The organism is Pseudomonadales bacterium (genome assembly GCA_013215025.1).
In the GTDB taxonomy this organism is placed as follows: Bacteria; Pseudomonadota; Gammaproteobacteria; order Pseudomonadales; family DT-91; genus DT-91.
Genome location: JABSRR010000040.1, coordinates 1 through 20239, shown reverse-complemented (window position 1 = coordinate 20239; position 20239 = coordinate 1). Strand labels below are relative to the sequence as shown.

General features: G+C 47.0%; 12 protein-coding genes. 4 read left to right on the top strand and 8 right to left on the bottom strand.

Annotation, left to right across the window (positions count from 1 at the left end):
- Window positions 1–1722: amino acid adenylation domain-containing protein (locus tag HRU21_04755; protein NRA41603.1), on the top strand; the 1722-nt coding region annotated here is incomplete at its 5' end.
- Window positions 1719–9839 carry an amino acid adenylation domain-containing protein gene (locus HRU21_04750; protein ID NRA41602.1) on the top strand — a complete coding sequence of 2707 codons (8121 nt, stop codon included), beginning with the start codon at window positions 1719–1721 and terminating at the stop codon, window positions 9837–9839. The genes HRU21_04755 and HRU21_04750, both read left to right, overlap by 4 nt.
- Before the next feature lie 46 nt (window positions 9840–9885).
- Here HRU21_04750 and HRU21_04745 read toward each other — a convergent pair whose 3' ends face one another.
- The 3 genes from HRU21_04745 to HRU21_04735 are packed head-to-tail and all read right to left on the bottom strand — an operon-like array spanning window position 9886 to window position 14372.
- Window positions 9886–10893, bottom strand: a complete 1008-nt coding sequence (locus HRU21_04745; GenBank protein ID NRA41601.1) for a TIGR03617 family F420-dependent LLM class oxidoreductase — start codon at window positions 10891–10893, stop codon at window positions 9886–9888.
- Window positions 10894–10932: 39 nt separating this feature from the next.
- Window positions 10933–11922, bottom strand: a complete 990-nt coding sequence (locus HRU21_04740) for a hypothetical protein (protein ID NRA41600.1) — start codon at window positions 11920–11922, stop codon at window positions 10933–10935.
- 47 nt (window positions 11923–11969) lie between these two features.
- A complete protein-coding gene (locus HRU21_04735) occupies window positions 11970–14372 on the bottom strand; it encodes a pyruvate, water dikinase (protein ID NRA41599.1) in 2403 nt (800 codons plus the stop codon).
- A 214-nt stretch (window positions 14373–14586) separates the two neighbouring features.
- On the opposite strand from HRU21_04735, the gene HRU21_04730 reads away from it, so the two are divergent.
- Complete coding sequence (locus HRU21_04730; GenBank protein NRA41598.1) at window positions 14587–15273, top strand: hypothetical protein; 687 nt, start codon at window positions 14587–14589, stop codon at window positions 15271–15273.
- A 53-nt stretch (window positions 15274–15326) separates the two neighbouring features.
- On the opposite strand, the gene HRU21_04725 is transcribed toward HRU21_04730, so the two are convergent.
- From HRU21_04725 to HRU21_04705, 5 genes are all read right to left on the bottom strand, one after another.
- Window positions 15327–15752, bottom strand: coding sequence for an RDD family protein (locus tag HRU21_04725; protein ID NRA41597.1), 426 nt, complete (start codon window positions 15750–15752; stop codon window positions 15327–15329).
- Window positions 15753–15903: 151 nt separating this feature from the next.
- Entirely contained in the window at window positions 15904–16269 is a 366-nt protein-coding gene (locus tag HRU21_04720) for a DUF805 domain-containing protein (GenBank protein NRA41596.1), read from the bottom strand.
- Window positions 16270–16475: 206 nt separating this feature from the next.
- A complete protein-coding gene (gene puuE / locus HRU21_04715) occupies window positions 16476–17381 on the bottom strand; it encodes an allantoinase PuuE (GenBank protein NRA41595.1) in 906 nt (301 codons plus the stop codon).
- 119 nt (window positions 17382–17500) lie between these two features.
- Complete coding sequence (locus HRU21_04710; protein ID NRA41594.1) at window positions 17501–18118, bottom strand: hypothetical protein; 618 nt, start codon at window positions 18116–18118, stop codon at window positions 17501–17503.
- A gap of 97 nt (window positions 18119–18215) precedes the next feature.
- A complete protein-coding gene (locus HRU21_04705) occupies window positions 18216–19436 on the bottom strand; it encodes a multidrug effflux MFS transporter (protein ID NRA41593.1) in 1221 nt (406 codons plus the stop codon).
- Window positions 19437–19585: 149 nt separating this feature from the next.
- Between HRU21_04705 and HRU21_04700 the strand changes: the two genes are divergently transcribed.
- A partial coding sequence (locus tag HRU21_04700) for an MATE family efflux transporter (GenBank protein ID NRA41592.1) occupies window positions 19586–20239 on the top strand: 654 nt, incomplete at its 3' end.

The following is a 20239-nucleotide window of genomic DNA, read 5'->3' as shown; positions in this document are numbered from 1 at the left end:
CAGTCGTTTGCTAACATAGCGGTGTTTTTAGATCGTTCAGTCAACATGTCAATTAGCCTGCTTGCAGTCTTGCGTGCAGGTTTTGCGTATATGCCATGTTTAACCGAGACACCAATAGAGCGTCTGCGATATATGCTTGAGGATGCTAAGGTATCACTGTTTATTTGTGATGCTGCCAGTCAAGATAAGCTAACAGCAGCAGAGCTGCCGCCAATAGATATTCTATCGATTGAGCAAACCTTAGCCTTGCATGCTAAAGGATCTGAGACGGATGCTTCCGATAATGCAGAGCCAATCACTTCGGCAAGCGTTGCCAGTCATGCATTTAATTTAATATACACATCCGGTTCTACGGGTAAGCCAAAAGGCGTGATGGTCAATCAGGCGGGTATAATTAATCGCCTTCAATGGATGCAGCGTGCGTATCCACTAAGTTGTAATGATCGACTGATGCAAAAAACACCGTTTAATTTTGATGTCTCGGTTTGGGAGTTATTTTGGCCACTTACACAAGGGGCAGAGCTGTATTTTTTAGCGCCTGATAAGCATAAAGACGCCGAGCTGGTAAAACAGGCTCTAGTTGAGCGATCAGTGACGGTCTGTCATTTTGTGCCATCAATGTTAGAAGTGTATCTAAAGCAAGAAAATCTTGCTGAGCATTCAACTTTGCGTCAGGTGTTTACCTCTGGTGAGGCATTGCTCAAAAATCAGGCTCAAGCATTTTTTGCAGCATTGCCTGATTGCCGTTTAAGCAACTTATACGGCCCAACCGAAGCTGCCATAGATGTCAGCTGGTATGATTGTAATCCTGAAGATCTAATGAACCTTGTGACTGTGCCGATTGGTGTGCCAATAGATAATGTGCAGCTGTTAGTGCTAGATAATTATCAACAGTTATGCCCGCAGGGCTGTGCTGGAGAACTTTACATCGCTGGTGTGGCATTGGCAGACGGCTATTTGAATATGCCAGAAAAGACGCAGCAAAGTTTTATTGAGCATTCTCAGTTCGGCAGAATCTATCGCACCGGTGACTTGGCGCGTATTAATCAGGATCAACAACTAGAGTATCTTGGCCGCACTGATCAGCAAATTAAACTGCGCGGGCAGCGTATTGAGTTGGGTGAGATTGAACAAAACTTATTACAGCATCACGCGGTACAGGCAGTTGCCTGCGCGCTGCAGCCGGTAGCTGGGCATGCTCAGCTGATTGCCTATGTGCAGTTGAAAGCTGGCATGGATATGCCACAGAGCGGCGAGTTTCAAGCTGTAATGACATCTATGCCTGAATATATGTGGCCGTTAGATTTTGTGGCTATTGAAGCATTACCNTTATCTGCCAATGGCAAGTTAAATCGAAGTGCGCTGCCTGAATACAGTCGTCAACAACAGAGCTATCGTGCAGCCGAGACTGAGCTTGAAAAAGTGATCTGCGCTATTATGGCTGATTTGCTGCAACTAGATGCAATTGGTTTAGATGATAACTTTTTTGCTTTAGGTGGCCACTCTTTAATGGCTACTCAGTTAATATTACAAATTAAGCAGCAGCTAAATATTGATTTGCCCTTGAAAAGCGTGTTTGAGTTGCCAAACGTTGCCGCTCTTTGTCAGCTGCTTGAAGTGCTGAGTCAAGCGCATAGCGCGACCGACGGAGGTCATGCTCATATTGATGGTTTTCTAGATGACGATGAAGAGGACGATGACTTTGAGGAAGGTGTGCTATGAGCCCAGAGCAGCTGATTGTTAAGCTCGCCTCGGTCGGCATCAAACTCTGGTTAGATGATCAGCAGCAGCTGCGCTTCAAGGCACCAAAGGGTGCGCTCACCGCTGAACTTAAGCAAATACTTATTAGTCAAAAAGCAGATGTTATCAGTTTATTATCTGCTGGCAGCTCGGATCAGTCGATACAGCTGAGAAAGCACAGTCGCGATCAGCTCAGTTACGATGTGTCATTTTCGCAGCAGCGATTCTGGTTTTTGGATCGCTTGTACAATGGTGATCCATCCTTACATATTCCGATCGTGTTGCAAGTAGATGGCAGTATTAATATTACTGCGTTTAGCCAAGCTTTTGATGCAGTGATTGCGCAACAAGAGGTATTACGAAGTCAGTTTTTTTTATCTGACGAGCAACGCTTACAGCAGCGCGTGCTGCCCCAAGCAAGTATGCCTGTGCAAATTGACTATGATCTTAGTCATTTATCAGAGTCACAGGCACTAGAGTCGGTTGATCAATTGGCAGCAGAGCAAGCTTTACTACCCTTTGATTTAGGTAGTTCGGCCGATAAAGCCGTTGCATTAATTCGTTGCAAAATCGCTAAGCTAAGTGATGTGCGGCATATTTTATTTGTTACGCTGCATCACATTGTAGCTGATGGCTTATCTTTACCGATTTTGTTAAAGCAGTTAAGCGAGGCTTATCAACAATATTTGCGCGATGAACAGGCTTCGCTGCCAAGTCCTGCATTTCAGTATATTGATTACGTTTATTTTCAACAGCAATATGTAGCAAGCGAAAAAGCACGTCAGTCTATGACGTGGTGGCAGCAGCAGCTCGCAGATAATGAAATATTAGACTTGCCATATGATTACCCGCGTGCGCAACAGTTGTCGCATCGCGGTGCTAGTGTTAGCTATCAATTGCCAGCAGCACTATCTGAGCAATTACAAGCACTGCCCAGTGTCAGTTCGATTAATCTCTTTCATGTGGCTTTGGCTGCATTGCAATTGCTGTTGCATCGCTATAGTGGACAGTATAATTTTGCAATTGGCACGCCAGTTCATGGCCGTGATGATGCAGCCTTGTTTGACAATATTGGCTGTTTTATCAATCTGCTAGCGGTACCGACGCAAATAAGGGATGCTGTAGATCAAACCATACAGGGCCTATTGGCAGATACGCAGTCATTTATGCTTTCTGCGCAAGCGCATCAGCAGCTGCCATTTGATCACTTGTTGGAGCAGCTAGAATATACGCGCAGTTCAGCCTATAGCCCGTTATTTCAAGTCTTGTTTACATTGCAACAAGACGATTGGCTTTCGCATATCGAGTTTCCAGATTTCCAGCTGTCAGCGATTGAGCAGTCTTCACAAACCGCGAAGTATGACCTGCAGTTTCATCTCGATGTTAGTCAAAAGCCTTACCAGCTAAAGATAGAATATAACTGCGATATATATGCCGAGCAGACCGCGCAACAATTAGCGCGACATTATCAGTTGATTTTGTCGGCATTTATCGCATCGCTAGCATCAAATGAGGACAGCTTCCTGCATGCTATCCAACTCGTCGACGCAGTGGATGAACAGCAGCTGGCTATGGTGCAGTCAGTAGCAAATGAGCCGACCACATATGCGCCGCTGCATCAGCAATTTTTGCAGCAGCTGCAGCATCAGCCTGAGCGAATTGCGGTTGTCGATGCATACGGTGAACTTAGCTATGCAGAGCTTGAATGTGCGGCTAATCGTGTGGTTAATTATTTGCGCGCCCAAGGTGCGCTGCCTGGTCAGACTATTGCTATACATTGCCAGCCTAGTCGATATTTCACCATCGCGATGTTGGCCAGTATTAAGTTGGCGGGCTGTTATATTCCAATTGATGCCAATTATCCTGCAGATCGTTTAAAGCATATATTCGATGAGGCTGCTATCGATATCTATCTTGGCGATCAGTTCACGGCTGTGCAGAACAGCACACATAATATCCAACCTATTCAGCTTGAGGCTATCGTTAGTGACGAAAGCTTGTCAAGTTCGGCACCTATATTTCAAGCTGATCCGGATCAGGCTTATTATATTATTTACACCTCTGGTTCGACTGGCCGACCAAAAGGTGCGGCAGTGAGTTACCGCAATGAAGCGAATTTGTTGTCATGGTATTGTGAGTATTGCGCACTGCAGCCCTCAAGTAAGTTTTTAATTATTTCCTCGCTAGGTTTTGATCTCACGCAAAAAAACTTATTGGCGCCCCTATTAGTAGGCGCTCAGCTACATTTTTCTGAACAGCCGGTGTACGACCCTGCTGATATTTTAGCGAGTATAGCTACGCGAAAAATAAGTCATATCAATTGCGCGCCGAGTGCGTTTTACCCCTTAGTGCATTTGGCAGAAAAAACTCAGCAATTGCATAGTTTATTAGGTCTAGATTATGTTTTATTCGGCGGAGAGAATATAAATCCAAGTGCGCTGCAGCCTTGGTTGCAAAGCCCTGATTTTTCAACCGTGCTGGTAAATATGTATGGCCCTACAGAGTGTACAGATATTACATGCAGCGAAATCTTTTATCCTGATACGGGGCTATTATTGATCGGCAGTCCGATACCTGGGGTTAAATGTCTCGTATTAGATGAGCAACAGCGATTATTGCCTATTGGTGCCAGCGGTGAGTTATATATTGGTGGCGCATCTCTAGGCTTGGGCTATGTGTTTCAGCCTGATCTTAATGAGGACGCGTTTGTTGAAATTGCTGGCTTAACTGGAAAGTACTACCGCACGCGAGATATTGTGCGATACCGACGAACAGATGATGGCTTGAAGCTACAGTTCATTGCACGCTCAGATGATCAGGTGAAATTACGTGGTTACCGTATCGAATTAGGCGAGATTAATCGCACCTTGTTGCAACAAGAGAATATTTCGCAGGCTTTCACAGCGTTACAAACGATTGATCAACAAGAAAGATTGATTGCATATATTGTTTCCGATCAAGACCTTGATAAGCGAAAGCTGAGATTAGCTTTAAAGCGACAGTTGCCGGATTATATGTTGCCAAGTGCTTACGTGCAGATGTCGGCTTTGCCTTTATCAGCTAACGGTAAAGTTGATAGGCGAAATTTGCCGTTGCCCTCAGCAGATGACTTTTTGCGTAATCAGTTTATTGCACCGCGAAACCTTGTAGAAACTAAGTTACAAGAGATCTGGCAGGATTTATTGCCGATTGAGACAATTTCTGTAGCAGATAATTTTTTTGAGCTGGGCGGTCATTCGCTGCTTGCAACACAGTTATTGGCAACGGTTGAAGAAGAATTTAGTCAGCGTATCAGTTTGATTGATTTTTTTCAGTCACCCAGTATTGCCGAGATGGTAATGTTGTTGGATGCTGGTCAAACCATTGAGCAAGATAGCGGCATAGCGCCAATTTTGCCAAGGGATGCATCGATTGAAAGCTTGCCATTATCCTATGCGCAACAGCGCTTATGGATTATTGAGCAAATGCAGCCGCAAAACAGCGCCTATAATATACCGGCAGCGATGCGTTTACGCGGTCGGCTTAATCTACATGCGCTGAGAAAAAGTCTGGCAACCATTGTGCAACGTCATGAAGCCTTGCGGACTCAGTTTGCGCTGAATGACTCAGGGGAAGCCGAGCAAAGGGTTATAACAGACTGCCCATTTCAAGTGGAACAGGTCGATTTAAGTCAGGCAGCAGATCCATTACAGGCGGCACAACAGTTTTTTGATGACGCGGCAGCGCATGGCTTTGATATCAGCAATGACTTACTGATTCGCGCCAGTTTATTGTGTCTTGCGCCAGAGCAAGATTACGTTTTAGTCGTAGTCCTACACCATATAGTTGCCGATGGCTGGTCCATGACGATTTTACAGCGCGAATTGGTGACTTTGTATGCTGCCTATGCTGAGTCAGCCGAGTCGCCGCTAGCAGATTTGCCGCTGCAATATGCAGACTTTAGTGTCTGGCAGCGTGAGCACGTGAACGATGCACATTTGCAGCATCATCTTGAGTTCTGGCAAGAGAATTTACGTGGCATACCTAGCCATATAAGTTTGCCACTTGATAAACAACGCCCTGAGCAACAAAGCTTTAATGGTGCAGCGGTTACNNGCGTGCTAAGTAGTAGTTTGAGTTCGCAGCTGCATAGCTTTGCCAAGCAGCAGTCGAATACGTCATTTAACGTGCTGCTGTCGGTTTATGCCTTAATTTTGCAGCGTCTTGCTAAACAAGACGATATTTGTATAGGTACGCCGGTTGCAGGTCGTGAACAGCCAGCGCTATACGATTTGATCGGGTTTTTTGTTAATGCCGTGGTGATTCGCTGCCAGCTTGACCGCACCTTAAGCTTTAAGCAATTGGCTGAGCATCTTCAGCAGGCCAGTATGTCAGCTTTCTCGAATCAATCAGTTCCAATAGAGAAAGTGTTAGATTTATTAGAGCTTGAGCGAAATCCTGCATATCCACCGGTGACTCAAGTTGGCTTTAGCTATATTGGTGAAGACTTTACCGTGACGGCTGATCTGCCGAATCTAAAAGTTGAATATCTCGATTTTAATTTATTGGTAGCTAAATATGATCTCACTCTAGTGGTATTAGATTTGGGTGACCAGTTGAAGCTGCAGCTAGAATATAATACCGATCTATTTCATGCTGCATCGATGGAGAAATTTCTTCAGCAATTTGAAAATCTATTGCATAACTGTCTTTTGCAATCGGACCAGTCACTGGCACAAATAGTTCAGCCATCAAGCGACGAGATATTGTCAGCAATTGATTATAAAGCTGACAATATTGAGAAAGTTATACCGCTTAGCAGTATGCAGCGAGATTTGCACGTAGCGCAGCAGCTACAGCCGAAAAGTTTAGCAAATACTATTGGTTATCGCTTAGAGGTGCCGCTTAAAGTATCTGCAGAATATTGGCGGCAAGCCTTGCAGTGCGTAGCTGATCAGCAAAGCATCTGTCGCAGCGTTTTTGTCAACGTTGCGGACAGTTGGCTAGATGAGCATTATCAACTGGTGTTGCGCGAGCAGGCGGTTGATTTCGTCGTTATCGATGCAAGCGCTGACACTGCACTCGAGCTTGAGGCCAGAATTGATGCCTTTATTTATCAGCCACAGGCACTAGCTGAGCAGCGATTGATGCGTGCTGCACTGCTGCATACTGCAGAAAAAAGTATTTTACTGCTGTCAGCACATCATGCGCTTGTAGATGGAGTAAGCGGCTTTAATATGGCCAATGCTAGTTTGGCATATTATAGTGCCTTAGCCGATCAGGATGCGTCTGGCGCAGAGCACAAACTGACTTCAGATGTGGCGTTTGAACACTGGATTTATCAAGACCTTAGCAGTACTGATAGTTTAGCCATTCGATCATTTTGGCAACAACAGCTCTGCGCATGTGAACCTCTACAGTATCGGCCTAGATTTAGTCAGCAGCCCGATTTATTTACCCAGTCTGCAAGGCTGAAGCAAAAATATTTACCTACTCAGCGTCAGCAAATCAATAGCTATCGGCTTGAATCTGAGCATTGGCAGGCGATTAAGCGTTATTGCCGAGCCATGCGCATCACGCCGCCAGATTACTTTAAGTTGCTCTATTGTGTGCTTATCCAGCACTATACTCAGGCTGTCTCTCCGTTTGTAATAACCGAGTTTAAAGCCAATCGTCAGCGTCATAATCAGCAAAGCCTAGGCTGTTTTTTCACGCAAAACCCTTACTGTTTTGACCCACTCTCGCTTGACCAGTCGTTTACCCAGTTATTTGCGCAACAACGCGAATTTCGTCGCGCTATTAAGACTTTTCTGCCGATATCTACTCGCCTATCACGCGCCTTACAGCCTGAGCAGCCGCTGCAGTTTATGTATAACTACTATCATTTTTTTGATATGGATATGCAGCTCTCAGGGCATACTGTTACCCCAATAGAAATGCCGCCATTGGTTGAGAACGCGGTGCAGTTTATTGCCAAAGAGCAAGATGACGACATGGTGTTAGATTTATATTACCAAACACCTCTGTTCGACGATCTAGGCTTTTTGCAGCGCATAGAATTAATAAGTCAGCAATTAGTGGCTGAGTATCTGCCTCAGCAAGCAACTGCCTTAGCTGAGTTGGCTAGCGTGCAAAGTCCCAGCCAATTACAGCTATTGCTGCCGCAAGAGACTCAACATATGCAGGCATGGCATGACTTGCAGCAGCCTGCCCAGCCAGAATTTTCGCTACTTGAAAAACTTGCCATGCTGGCACAGCAGTGCGAAGAAAAAGTTGCGCTTATCGACGATCAAACAAGCCTGAGCTATGGCGAGCTAGAGCGAATCACTAATCAAATGGCGCGCTATTTTGTTGCTCAAGGCGTGGGTGCAAATACCCGCATCGCGATTGCGCTGCCTCGCTCTGTTGATGCAGTCGTGGCGATGATTGCCTGTATCAAAGCCGGTGCTTGTTATGTGCCTATTGATGTCTCGCTGCCGCCAAAGCGTGTCGAATATATGTTGCAGCATGCGCAGATTCATTTGCTTGTTAGCTACCAAACGCTTGCTTCATCATTTGATTGGCATGATGGCAGCTATGCCCTGTGTTGTGTAGATAGCGACACAGCTGCAGCGCAGTTTCAGCAATATTCAGATCAACCTTGCGATCGACATATTGCTGCCGATGACATGCTGTACTTAATATTTACCTCGGGTTCAACCGGTGAGCCGAAAGCGGCGGCGGTAAGTTATGCCAATGCAGCTAATTTGTATCAGTGGTACTGCCAGTACTTCACTGATCAATCAAAAGTGTTAGTATTTACTGCGCTTGGCTTCGATCTCACACAGAAGAATTTATGGGCACCACTGATGGCAGGTGCTAGCATCATTTTGACGCGGAAAACTGACTATGATTCAGAGTATTTATATCAGCAAATTGATGCGCATCAGATCAGCCATATTAACTGTGCGCCTAGCATGTTCTATCCGCTTATTGAGGATAGTCCGAGTCTGACCTGCTTGCGCAGCCTGCGACAAATTTGTCTTGGCGGTGAGTCGATAGAAGTTGCCAGATTAGCGCCGTTACAGCAGCTGCAGAACTCGCAGCTAGCCATTTATAATCATTATGGTCCAACAGAGTGTACTGACATTGCGCTGTATCACCCTATTGTGCTGGATCAGCCAAGGCAGTTGTTAGGTCATCCTAATCCAGGTGTGAATGTGTATATTGTTGATCAACATTTACGTCAGCAAGGTATTGGTGTCGTTGGCGAAATTGCGATTACTGGCGCCAGTGTTGGATTAGGGTATATGCATAATGATGCCGCTAACCAGCAGTTTGTCGCTAATCCATTCGGCGCAGGCTTGTTATATAAAACAGGCGATTTAGGCTTTTATCACCCTGACGGCAATATTGAATTTGTCGCACGTATCGATCATCAAGTGAAGTTGAATGGGCTGCGAATTGAGCTTGCTGAAATTGAGGCGGCGCTGCAGCAACAGCCAGATATTGATTCTGCTCTGGTGTTAGTGATTGAGCAGCAGTTAGTGGGTTATGTATTATCTGAGCAAAACCCTGAGCTTACAGAGATCAATAGTCGACTCGCTGAGATATTACCGCAATATATGCTGCCAACACGATATATAGTTATGCAGCAGTGGCCATTGAGTGCCAACGGTAAAATTGATCGCAAGCAATTACCAAAGCCTGACCGAGAGTTATCTGCTTATGTGGCACCCAGTAACGATATTGAAGCAGCGCTGTGCGATATATTGCAGCAAGTATTGGCAGTGCCAAGAGTGGGCGTAAATGATGACTTTTTTGCCTTAGGCGGGCATTCACTAGCAGCGTCAAGAGCGATGGTGCAGATTAGACAGCGCTATCAGGTTGATATTCCGATTAATACCGTATTTGCTAACCCGTCGGTGAAAGCTTTAGCGGCATGGATAAGCGCGCACCAATGGGCGCAGCAATCTGCACGCCGCGCGGCAGAAGTTGCTGTTGCCGATGCTTCAGATGGCTCAAATGCCAAAGCCAGCTCAACGAATAGTGAAGAGGGTGCTTCAGAAGACGGTTCAAAAGATAGTGCAAAAGACAGTGCACAAGACAGTGCAAGCAATCGCGATACCGGCTTTATTTGATTGCGCCATCCATGTTCTAACACCATAGCTGAAGTGGCTGTGCCTGCTATGATTTTAACTCATGAATAATCGATTGCCACATGGCGTCAGGTGCTGCATAAGGTGCATAAATCGCTAAACGATCGGCATATTGTCCATATTTTGCTTTTAGCTTTGCGGCAATTTCATGCGGTTCGCCGCGTGTGCAAAATGCTTCAAGAAAATTCTCGTCAATATGGTCAGCAAGCTGATCCCATTTACCCGCTTTAGAGAGCGCGTTTAAGCTTGGCTGAAGATCAGCAAGACCCACTGCTTCCATCGGTGGAATATAGGCTGGGGTAGAAGCATAAAAGCCTAAAAGTCCTTTCACACTTTGTTCTGCGGCCTGATAGGCTGCTTCGGTTTCGCCGGTAATAACAATGGCATTAATTTGCATAATAAAATTGTCGCGCTGGCGAGAAGCCTTGTCTAAACCGCGCTGTACAGCGGGTAAGGCCCGCTCTTCTAAAAATGGCATGCTATTGAAGGGGTGAACGATTAAGCCGTCGGCAACTTCACCGGCAACTTCGGTCATACGTGGACCTAAGGCACCCAGTAATATGGGTGGAACGCCATAGGGGTTGGGGCCAGGGTTGAACATGGGTGTCATTAAGGTATGGCGATAATACTGGCCTTCAAAGTTTAATGGCCCGCCATGTTGCCAGCATTCAAAAAAAGCTTTAACGGCTAAAATATACTCGCGCATGCGCGTAGCTGGTGGGTTAAAGTCGATACCAAAGCGCTTCTCTATATGCGTTTTAATTTGTGAGCCGATCCCGAGCATAAACTTTCCCTTTGAGAATTTTTGTAAATCCCAAGCTTGGTAGGCAATATGCGATGGATTGCGCGGAAAGGCGACTGCGATACCGGTGGCGATAGACAAATCAGGCGCGTGTTCTGAGGCTAAGGTAAGCGGTAAAAAAGGATCCCAGCTGCCCTCTAGGGTGTAAACGCCATCATAGCCAATGGCAGCTAGCCGTTTTGCTTCATCGGCGGCGTTATCAAGTTGTGCATAAAAAGGACCGTCTATTTTCATAGTTCTCTCAATTAAAATCGTGTTGGCTAAAGCGGGTGCTTATAGCGATGATGGGCTAGGGCGGTTACATTCTAACCAGCCAATACTGCTTGTGCCATCATCAAAATCGCAGCGCACTAAAGAGCGGCGATATTCAGTGCGTTTAGGCGGCATAAAAGTATGGGTGATATCAATTTCACTGCCGGCAATAGTTGCAATCGTGCCGTTCAGTGCGCGCGTAGCAGAGCTGAGATGAAACCGGCCAGTGACCGCTTGGCTGGGCTGCATGGGGTCGAAATCGAGCTCGAATTGAATCTGCTCAAGATGCTGCATGGTACCCCCATGAGGATATAAATAGCCGATTTGAATCAAAGGAAAGTCGGGTAGCACGACTTCTGTCGCTTGCAGACTAAACTCGTGATTATTGACCACAAAAAACTGCCACTGCATATCCCAGGGCCTAGGCCCCCAAGAGTGATCGCGTTCGCCGCGTGCTTGATACTGATCGTGTTGCTGGTCAATCTTAAGATCAACCGCTAAGTTAATCGGTTGTTCGTAACGGTCAGTTGCAAAACCTTCAGCGCTATGACTCTCAACACTGCCGCCACCGCGTGTGTAAGCCGGTCCAATCGCCTGCAACTTGACGTTAAGGTCAATAGCGACTATTTGACCCTGCCGTTTGCCTTGAGTAACGCGTGCAAAACCGTTCACGTTAAGTTCGCCCTGTTGTAGCGGCGTTATCGGCCGATAGCCAAACGATAAGCCAAATTGTTGGTATGCCATGGCAAACTCGTTATCGCGGATCAGCGCGCTGTCGGGTAGCCGCGCTTCTTCAATGATTAACCATTCTTGCTGATGCCAAATATGCAGCCAAAAGAATACGCGCTGCTGAACTGGGTGCCAGCCAATTCGGCAGTGGCCAGCCATACTGCCGTCATGGTTGTACCAGTCAAAAAAATACGACTCATTCCAGTCAGGGTGATCTTGGCTGAAGCGATGCGTCCATTCGTCGTCGGCTTGAATGCCAAATTGGCTCATATCTTGTTGCATAGTAAAAGCTCTTTTATTATCAGTCGTGAAACACTTTATAGCCCAATCTAGTGCTCTCGCGGGTTTAAGATGCGCACTTCACCGCTGTTCGCGTCTAATCGAATAAGGTCGCCGGTTTGAATGTGTTGCGTCGCGATGCGCGTATTGACTATGGCTGGCAGTCCATACTCGCGAGCAATAACTGCGCCATGAGATACGGCGCTGCCGACATCGGTAATCAGCCCTGCAATCATATTAAAATAAGGTGTCCAGCCGACATCGGTGATCGGCGCGACTAAAATCTCACCCGCTTGCAGCGCGGCGGCTTCAGCGAGATTTAACGCAACGCGAGCTTTCGCTTCGATCACGCCGCGTGAAACCGGCCGGCCAATAATGCTGTCGCTTGAATGTGCTGTTAAACCTGCCGCGGACAAAGGTTCCGGTTTGCCGACATTGATTTCATCAAAGATGAATTGATTTTGAAAATTAAGCGCAATGCGCCTTTGATTGCATCGATGCTGCCAGTGCTCGCAGACTGTTGACTGCTCAGCAAATTGCACGAATTCCATCAGTTCGCTATGCGTAAAGAAAAACACTTGGTCACTGTCGCTAAGCTTGTTGTCGATTACGAGTTGTTCGCCTAATCTTCGATAAGCGCGTTTCAGGCGATTAGTTACATCAACTAACATAGACTTCGTGGCTTCTCGTCGACGCACAGCGTTATGAGCTTTAGGTAAAATCCAACGCAGTGCAGGTTTAAGCTGATCAAGTTCTACTGTTTTTGGTTTTACACTGGCATTTATGCCTTGCAGTTTGGCATTCACCGATGCCTGCATTGACGCCACTAATGTCTCTGGTGCGTCAGCCCAACAAGGCTCTCGCATGCAAAGTTCTCGATAAGCACGATGTCCATGGCGCGATAAAAACTGTGCAAAGGCGTCACGAATATCAGGCGCGCTGTGATTTTGCAACCAAGCTAAAGCCTGCTCTGAAGTCTGCTCAACAAACTGTCTGGCCTGAGTTTGCTGATCCGCTATCTGCTCGACAATATGATCAAGTTGTTCTACCAACACCGCAGATTCTACATCTTTGGCGCCCGCCATCAGGGCAGCGGCTTCAGCTTCTTCTTCAGGGCTGCTTTGTTGGCCGCCAGAAATAATGGCTTGCAGGATATTACTGGCAAACCCGGAGGTGGTCGATGATTGCAGGTGCACGCAAAACGCTTGATAGAATAGTGCTTGCGCTTGATCCAGTTGCCGAGCCAGCTCTTCGCCGTTTGCCTCAAGGTCAAAGGCAAATGTGTTAAGGCGTTGCTGAAAATCAGCAATTACCGAGTCTGCCTGTTGCAGATAGCGTAGTAACTTCCACATGCCATGCAGGCGGATCCAAATCGGCTTTTTCCCCTGAGGTTCTTCCAGCTCGTCAATAATGCGACCGCAAACGCTGAGACCCAAGGATTTAACATCCACACCTAATACGGTTTTTGCCGCTGCTGCAGCCCCGGTAAGGTTTAAGAACAGGCTGCCCTGCGACATCGCAACTTGCGTCCATTCTTCGGTAATTGCAGCGCGGCCGGCATAACAGCTATGCATATGCTGCATGCCATATTCGATGGCTCGGCCAGTCGTTGCAAACGTCAGCGGGCAGCTAGCGCCGGGCATCATCTCGCCAATATTGCAGCGGGTAAGCACATCGCCGGGCTTGATCGGCGTGTCTAGCTCGTGCAAATCACTACCCAGCGTGGTAATTGGGCGCGCCTGCAGCCAATATAGCTGGCCTTGCTGATCAATGGCCCACTCCATATCAAGCGGGGCGCCAGCTTTAGCGCAAGCAAGCTTTGCGTCTGTTAATAACTGTTGCTGCTGCGTATCACTAAGAATCGGCCGTTCACCAATCAAGGACTGTTCCACTAGCTGTTGTTCGTCATTAAACAAATAGTGGTCCGGTGTGGCTGTGCCGCTTACTAGGGCTTCGCCAAGCCCATCGATAGCATCAATCACAAGTCGGTCATGTCGGCCAGAAACCGGGTCGGCGCTGAATAAGACACCAGCAGCTTTGGCATCAACCATCTGTTGAACCACCACGCACATTTGAGTTTCATCAACCGCCTGTTGAGCTTGATAGGCGGCGGCTTGCTCGCTGGCTAAAGAGGCGACGCAGCGATCTATCGCCTGCTGCAATTGCTCGATGCCGGTGACATTTAATACTGTTTCATATTGGCCAGCAAAAGAGCTTTGCTCGCCATCTTCACTGAGCGCTGACGAGCGAACGGCAACTTTTCCAGCGCCGATAGCCTGATAATATTCAGCTAACTGTTCTGGGTATCTGCCGACTGCTGCATCGACAATGACAAAGCCATCAGGGACTTTCAGTCCCCACTCGATTAAGCGTTTTAAACCTTTAGCTTTTCCGCCTACTGCTTGATCTTGAATAGCATCCAAGCGCAGTAGCTGTTCAGTTGTTATTATCATTCAGCTAGTCCTTTGCTTTAAGCCTTACAATCTTATAGCAGGGCAGAATAGTCAAGGCTTTTGCTCAAATGCATTTTTCCTTGCTGTCTTGATTGGGATAAGCGTCACGCTGGCATGCGATTGTTGCGAAGATTTGAGCTTTAATCGGATAAAAAATTGACTGGCGTAGTTGGCAGGTTATGATGCGTAAAACAATAATAATAAGACCTATAATATGTGCTTTTCGGCTACCGCTAGTTTCGCCGGTGCAGCAGTGATTGCGAGCATTGGTGCCATCAGTTACCGCAACAACCGCCTGCAGAAACATCAATACCCTTTTGCAGCTATACCTTTTGTATTTGCATTTCATCAGTTTTCGGAGGGTATGGTATGGCTGTCGGTACAAGGCGATATCAGTGATGCTATAGGAAATATCTTCATCTACTTATTCGCATTTATCGCCTTTAGTTTTTGGCCTATCTATGTGCCCTATGCAATGTGGCGATATGAAAACAAACGCAATAATGTAGCCATGTTTGTATGTTTGCTGCTTGGTACGGCTGCGGGTTTATATCTGCTATGGGGTTTTACGGCGTACTCTGATTTGCAGGTAAAAGCGCAATGCGACTTCCAAGGCTGCCATTCATTGGCCTACCTTTTCGCTATACCTGCATATAATCTATTGGTTGAGATTGCTTATTTATGTGCCGCTACCTTGCCCTTTGTTTTCTCAGCGCATGCAAAAATACGTTGGATTATTTTCCCATTATTTTTGGCGTCTTATGTGGTCGGCATTGTGGTCTCAACAAATGCGACATTTGCATCAGTATGGTGCTTCATCGCTGCAATGCTGAGTATATCGATATATTTTGTGCTGCCAAAAAAAATCAGTCGTAATAAGAAACTTGTTAGCGAGCATTAATGGTCTAGCAATCCTAAGCCTAAGCACTTGAATAAGCCTGACCTGTTAAGCCATTATTTTTTTATCACAATCGAGCCCGACAGCTTGTCATGCCAAGCTTGCTTGCGGGCATCAAAAGCGACCCAAATAAAACCTAAGAAGAGAGGAATCATAGAGAGAATATAGGCAAAATACCTGCCCACAGCTTGACCGGTAGACAGTGCTTGGCCAGTGTTGGCATCAACCACTGCCAGTTTTAATAATAGCTTGCCAGGCGTGCCTTGATATTTCAGCCAAAACCAGACGGTGGCAACAAACGGAAAAATATAATTCAGCAGTAGGTCCCAGCCGCCCGCAATAACGCTTTCAGTAGTCCAGTACTCGCTACCATAGATGAAAGATAGTGGAATATAGATGATGATCATCATGATCACACTATCAATTAACATAGCTGCGAAGCGCAGCCAAAATCCAGCATAGTGAAATTCTTGATTGTCCAAGGTTTAATGCTCCTAAAAATAAAGTCTTGCCCAGTTAACGTAAACACGATAAATCTTTGCTGATACTAACAAATCTATAAAGTCTCTTAGCAAGCAGCACTGGCAAAAATTGGTCTAAACAACATAAAGCAAATTATGCTGCTGTAATAAATCAGCTTTCGAGATTAGGCGCTTCGCCATAGGCATTATCGGGATGGCTGCTTTGACACAAAAATACCAACAGCACGATTAAGCCAATCAGTGGTAAAAATAATATCAGTAGCCACCAGCCAGAACGGCTGGTGTCATGCAAGCGCCTGACCGCTACTGCCAGCGCTGGTATAAAAACCGCCAGCGCATATAAGCCGCTTANTAAGCCATAGCCTGTATCTGCGTTCATCGTGCCGATAAAGCTATCAATNATGCTAAGGCCTAGGCTTATCAGTAAGTTGATTAAGACAAAAAACCAATACTCCTTTCGCCGAGCACGGCCACTGAAATCAAAATATTGTTTTAATACCTTTATGTACCAATCCATCTATCGAGTCCTTTTGATATGAAGCGCCAAAATTTCAAGTATCGCGCTACGCTAAGTGAAGCTAAAATCAACTTTTATTGTGCGCGAAAATATATGCCCTTTGCAACAGTGCATGCAAAAATGCAGAAATAATGCAGGCCAATGTTATTGGCTAGCGCGGTGGTGAGAAAATCTAGGCTGATTGAGCTTAGCTTAATTTAACATGGCTAGGTCTTTGGCGGGTGATGTTGGTGCCAGTGCTTGGCGATATCGATGCGCCGGCTCACCCATACATCTTGATGCGCTTGCACATAGTCCAGAAAGCGCGCCAGCGCCGCGGCGCGACCCGGCCGGCCAACTAAGCGGCAGTGTAAACCAACGCTAAGCATTTTCGGCGCTGTTTCGCCCTCGGCATACAAAACATCAAAACTGTCTTTTAAATAGCTAAAAAACTGATCGCCAGAATTAAAACCTTGATTGGTGGCGAACCGCATATCGTTGCTATCGAGCGTGTACGGCACAATTAAATAGGGTTGCTCATAATCGTATACCCAATAAGGTAAGTCATCAGCATAAGAGTCGGCATCATACAAAAAACCGCCAGCCTCATAGACTAAGTCACGTGTATTCGGACTGGTCCTGCCGGTATACCAGCCCTGCGGTCTTTCACCGGTTATGGCTTGATGACGTGATATGGCTTCTTGAATATGCTGACGTTCTTGGGCTTTATCGACAAATTGATAGTTAATCCATTTAAAACCATGACAGGCGATCTCCCAGCCAGCAGCTTGCATGGCTTTAACAGCCTCGGGATGCTTTTCTAGTGCCGTGGTAACGCCATATACGGTGACAGGCATTTCGCGTTCGGTGAACATGCGGTGCAGACGCCAAAAGCCGGCACGACTGCCATATTCATAGATCGATTCCATGCTCATATGACGCACGCCATCCATCGCCGGTGCGCCAATGATTTCGGATAAAAACGCTTCTGAGGCCTGGTCGCCATGCAGAATGCAGTTTTCACCGCCTTCTTCATAGTTTATTACGAATTGCACAGCAATCCGTGCACCGTTCGGCCAAACGTCTTTCGGTGTATGTTGGCCATAGCCAACCAGGTCGCGGGGGTAGCTCATGATGACTCCGGGCGGTTAACGCAATATCGAAGCAGTGTACACTTTCCTGACCAAATGGTCAGTAAGTTTCTGCGCGACGCTCAGAGTCTGGAAGTAAAGCTAGCTATTTGTGCTGATGGCTATTTGTCGTGCAGGTGTTTTACGGTTAAATCAGCAACGGTCTCGGCAACATCCGACACAGAGCTGGGTTCAAACGATTCGATTTGCGCGGCCCACACCAGCTCTTTGCTGCTGCCGTCAAATATGGTGGTTTCCATGATCAAGGTCTCATAGGTATCCATATAACCTTCGGTGGTAATCAAGGTTGAATTGCCATTCCAAATCCCAGAGTGGCCATAGTAACCGGGATAATAATAGCCGCCGGTTGAATAGACGGTGGCCGTTGGTTGCACGTAATTATTGCTTTCTTTGATATCCTGCACCCGCGTCGACAGCACATATTTATAGGGGTTATCAGCGAGATAGGCGAGCACTTTTTCTTTACTCAGCTTACCGTTGCCCAGCACATGATTGCTTTGCGTGGCGTCAATACCTAGACGCTTAAGCTCGCGAGTAAATGCGGCCTCCCAGATTAATCGCGTGCTGGTATTGCTGGTATTGCCCACAACTAATACTTGATTAAAATCGTCCGCGTTAAAGCTTTCTGCTGACCAGCTATCGCGCAGCTTAGTTGAGGATGAACAGGCGCTGATGAGAATGCTTGAAAGCAGTATTGCTAGAATGCCAAAGTGTCGCATAAAAAATCCTTGTGTTGCTCGCATCTGGATAGCGAGCTATGGTTTTATTGTAACGCGATTGCTGTCATTTTTAAAACATAGCTATGCTGTACAAAGCTTAACTGGCGTCGGTCAAGCTGCGCGGCTGCATACACAGCCATAGCATTAGCGCCAGTGCCGAGCCACCAAAGATGACCAGCGCCATCGGCATTGGGCTGTCGTGCAGAAACCCCCCCACCAGACCTCCGGCAAGCGCGGCCAATGCCATTTGCATAAAACCCATCATGGCCGATGCGGTGGCCGCCATATGGGCAAACGGTTTCAGTGCTTCACCCATCGCGCGCGGCAACAGTAAACCAATCGCCATCGTATTAAACACCACCGGTAAGACAAATAGTAAGGGCCGATACCATTCGAGATAGCTAAACAGGATCATCGCGGCGGCCGGGATAATCGCGGTAGCAATGCTGATTGGGTAGAGTTTGGCAATTGGCCAGCTATGCGCGATTTTGGCGGTAAACAGGTTGCCGCATATATAGCCAATCACAATACAGAAAAAATACAGCCCAAATAGCTGTGTAGAGACGCCCATGAATTCAATTAAGATAAAGCTCACCCCAGATAAAAAAGCAAATGCGCCTGAATAAATACATGAGGCAATTAACACATGTGCCATATATTGCCGATGCAATAAAAGCGTTAGAAAGTTTGCGGCAATCGTGGTTGGCTTCAGTGCTTGTGCCATGGGCAGGCTTTCATCAATCGCAAAAATGGTCAGCAGTAGCGCAATCGTGCCAGCCAGTGCCAGTGCGTAAAACAACATTTGCCAATCAAAATAATTGAGTAAAAAACCGCCCAAGCTTGGCGCAAATACCGGCGCAATGGCCATTAAGCTTGATACATACGCCAAGGCCTTAACCGCTGCCGGGCCACTATAACAGTCACGTACAATGGCGCGTCCAAGAGTGGGCGCGCAACAGGCACCCATGGCTTGCAGAAAGCGATAGGCGATGAGGGCTTCAATGCTCTCGGCGTGCGCGCATAAAATGCTCATGACAATGTATACGCTCATGCCGGCGGCCAGTACCGGCCGTCTACCAAACCGATCAGAGAGCGGCCCACAGACTAAATGAAACAGTGAAAAGCCAAGCAAATAGCTAGACAGGGTAAGCTGCACCGCAGCAATGTCGACGCCAAAATGTTCGCGCATAGCGGGTAGCGCTGGCAAGTATAAGTCGATTGATAGTGGGCCTAATGCAACAACCGCGGCAACAATATAGATAAGCCGTGACGATGTTGAGGCTGAGGCCTTGCTGGATGCAGGTGAAGCAGTGGGCATGATGTGATCATCGATTAGCGGGCGGCAAGTATAACAGAGTCAGCAAAGCCTGCGAGCTGATCCTAAATAAATCTAATATATTGCAGGCTATAACGGTTTTTCTGACTGCTTTACCCTACAATAGGCAGCACATTCACAGTGAGTCCGCTATGAGCAATGCCAACGATTTAACCCAGGGTTCGATACCGCATCATTTATACCGCATGACCGTGCCAATGGTATGGGCGCTCTTGGCAAATTTTGCGGTACAAATGACCGATGTCTGGTTCATCTCAATGCTGGGTTTTGATCAACTTACCGCCATGGGGTTTGTCTTTCCGGTGATGATGGTGGTGTTTAGCATGTCTATCGGTCTGTCCGCAGGGGCTGCATCTGTGGTGGCGCGTTTTGCGCCGGTGAAGACCCACCGGCAAATGCAGTGTGTGGTGACCGATACCCTGATGCTGTGTTTTTTTCTTGGCCTGCTATTGGCCTTGATCGGCCTGAACTCTATCGATACGGTGTTTTTGGCGATTGGGGCAGACCCGCGATTATTGCCGCTGATTCACGACTATATGCAGATTTTTTACTGGAATAATATTCTTACCATGGTGGCCATGAATGGGCTTGCCTGCGTGCGGGCTCTGGGCGACTCGCGAGCACAAGCCAGTTCGATGATTCTCGCCTCGATCGTGAATTTAATCTTGGACCCGATATTTATTTTTGGTTGGGGGCCGATCCCGCGCATGGAGTTACAGGGTGCGGTGTTGGCAACGACGGTCGCGCGGTTGGTGACCTTTAGCATGGCCTTGCATATTATCACG

Bases quoted from the DNA above. Each gene is read 5' to 3' on its own strand.
- HRU21_04745 (NRA41601.1), bottom strand. From the start codon at position 10,893: ATGAAAATAGACGGTCCTTTTTATGCACAACTTGATAACGCCGCCGAT.
- HRU21_04740 (NRA41600.1), bottom strand. From the start codon at position 11,922: ATGCAACAAGATATGAGCCAATTTGGCATTCAAGCCGACGACGAATGG.
- HRU21_04735 (NRA41599.1), bottom strand. From the start codon at position 14,372: ATGATAATAACAACTGAACAGCTACTGCGCTTGGATGCTATTCAAGAT.
- HRU21_04730 (NRA41598.1), top strand. From the start codon at position 14,587: ATGTGCTTTTCGGCTACCGCTAGTTTCGCCGGTGCAGCAGTGATTGCG.
- puuE (NRA41595.1), bottom strand. From the start codon at position 17,381: ATGAGCTACCCCCGCGACCTGGTTGGCTATGGCCAACATACACCGAAA.
- HRU21_04710 (NRA41594.1), bottom strand. From the start codon at position 18,118: ATGCGACACTTTGGCATTCTAGCAATACTGCTTTCAAGCATTCTCATC.
- HRU21_04705 (NRA41593.1), bottom strand. From the start codon at position 19,436: ATGCCCACTGCTTCACCTGCATCCAGCAAGGCCTCAGCCTCAACATCG.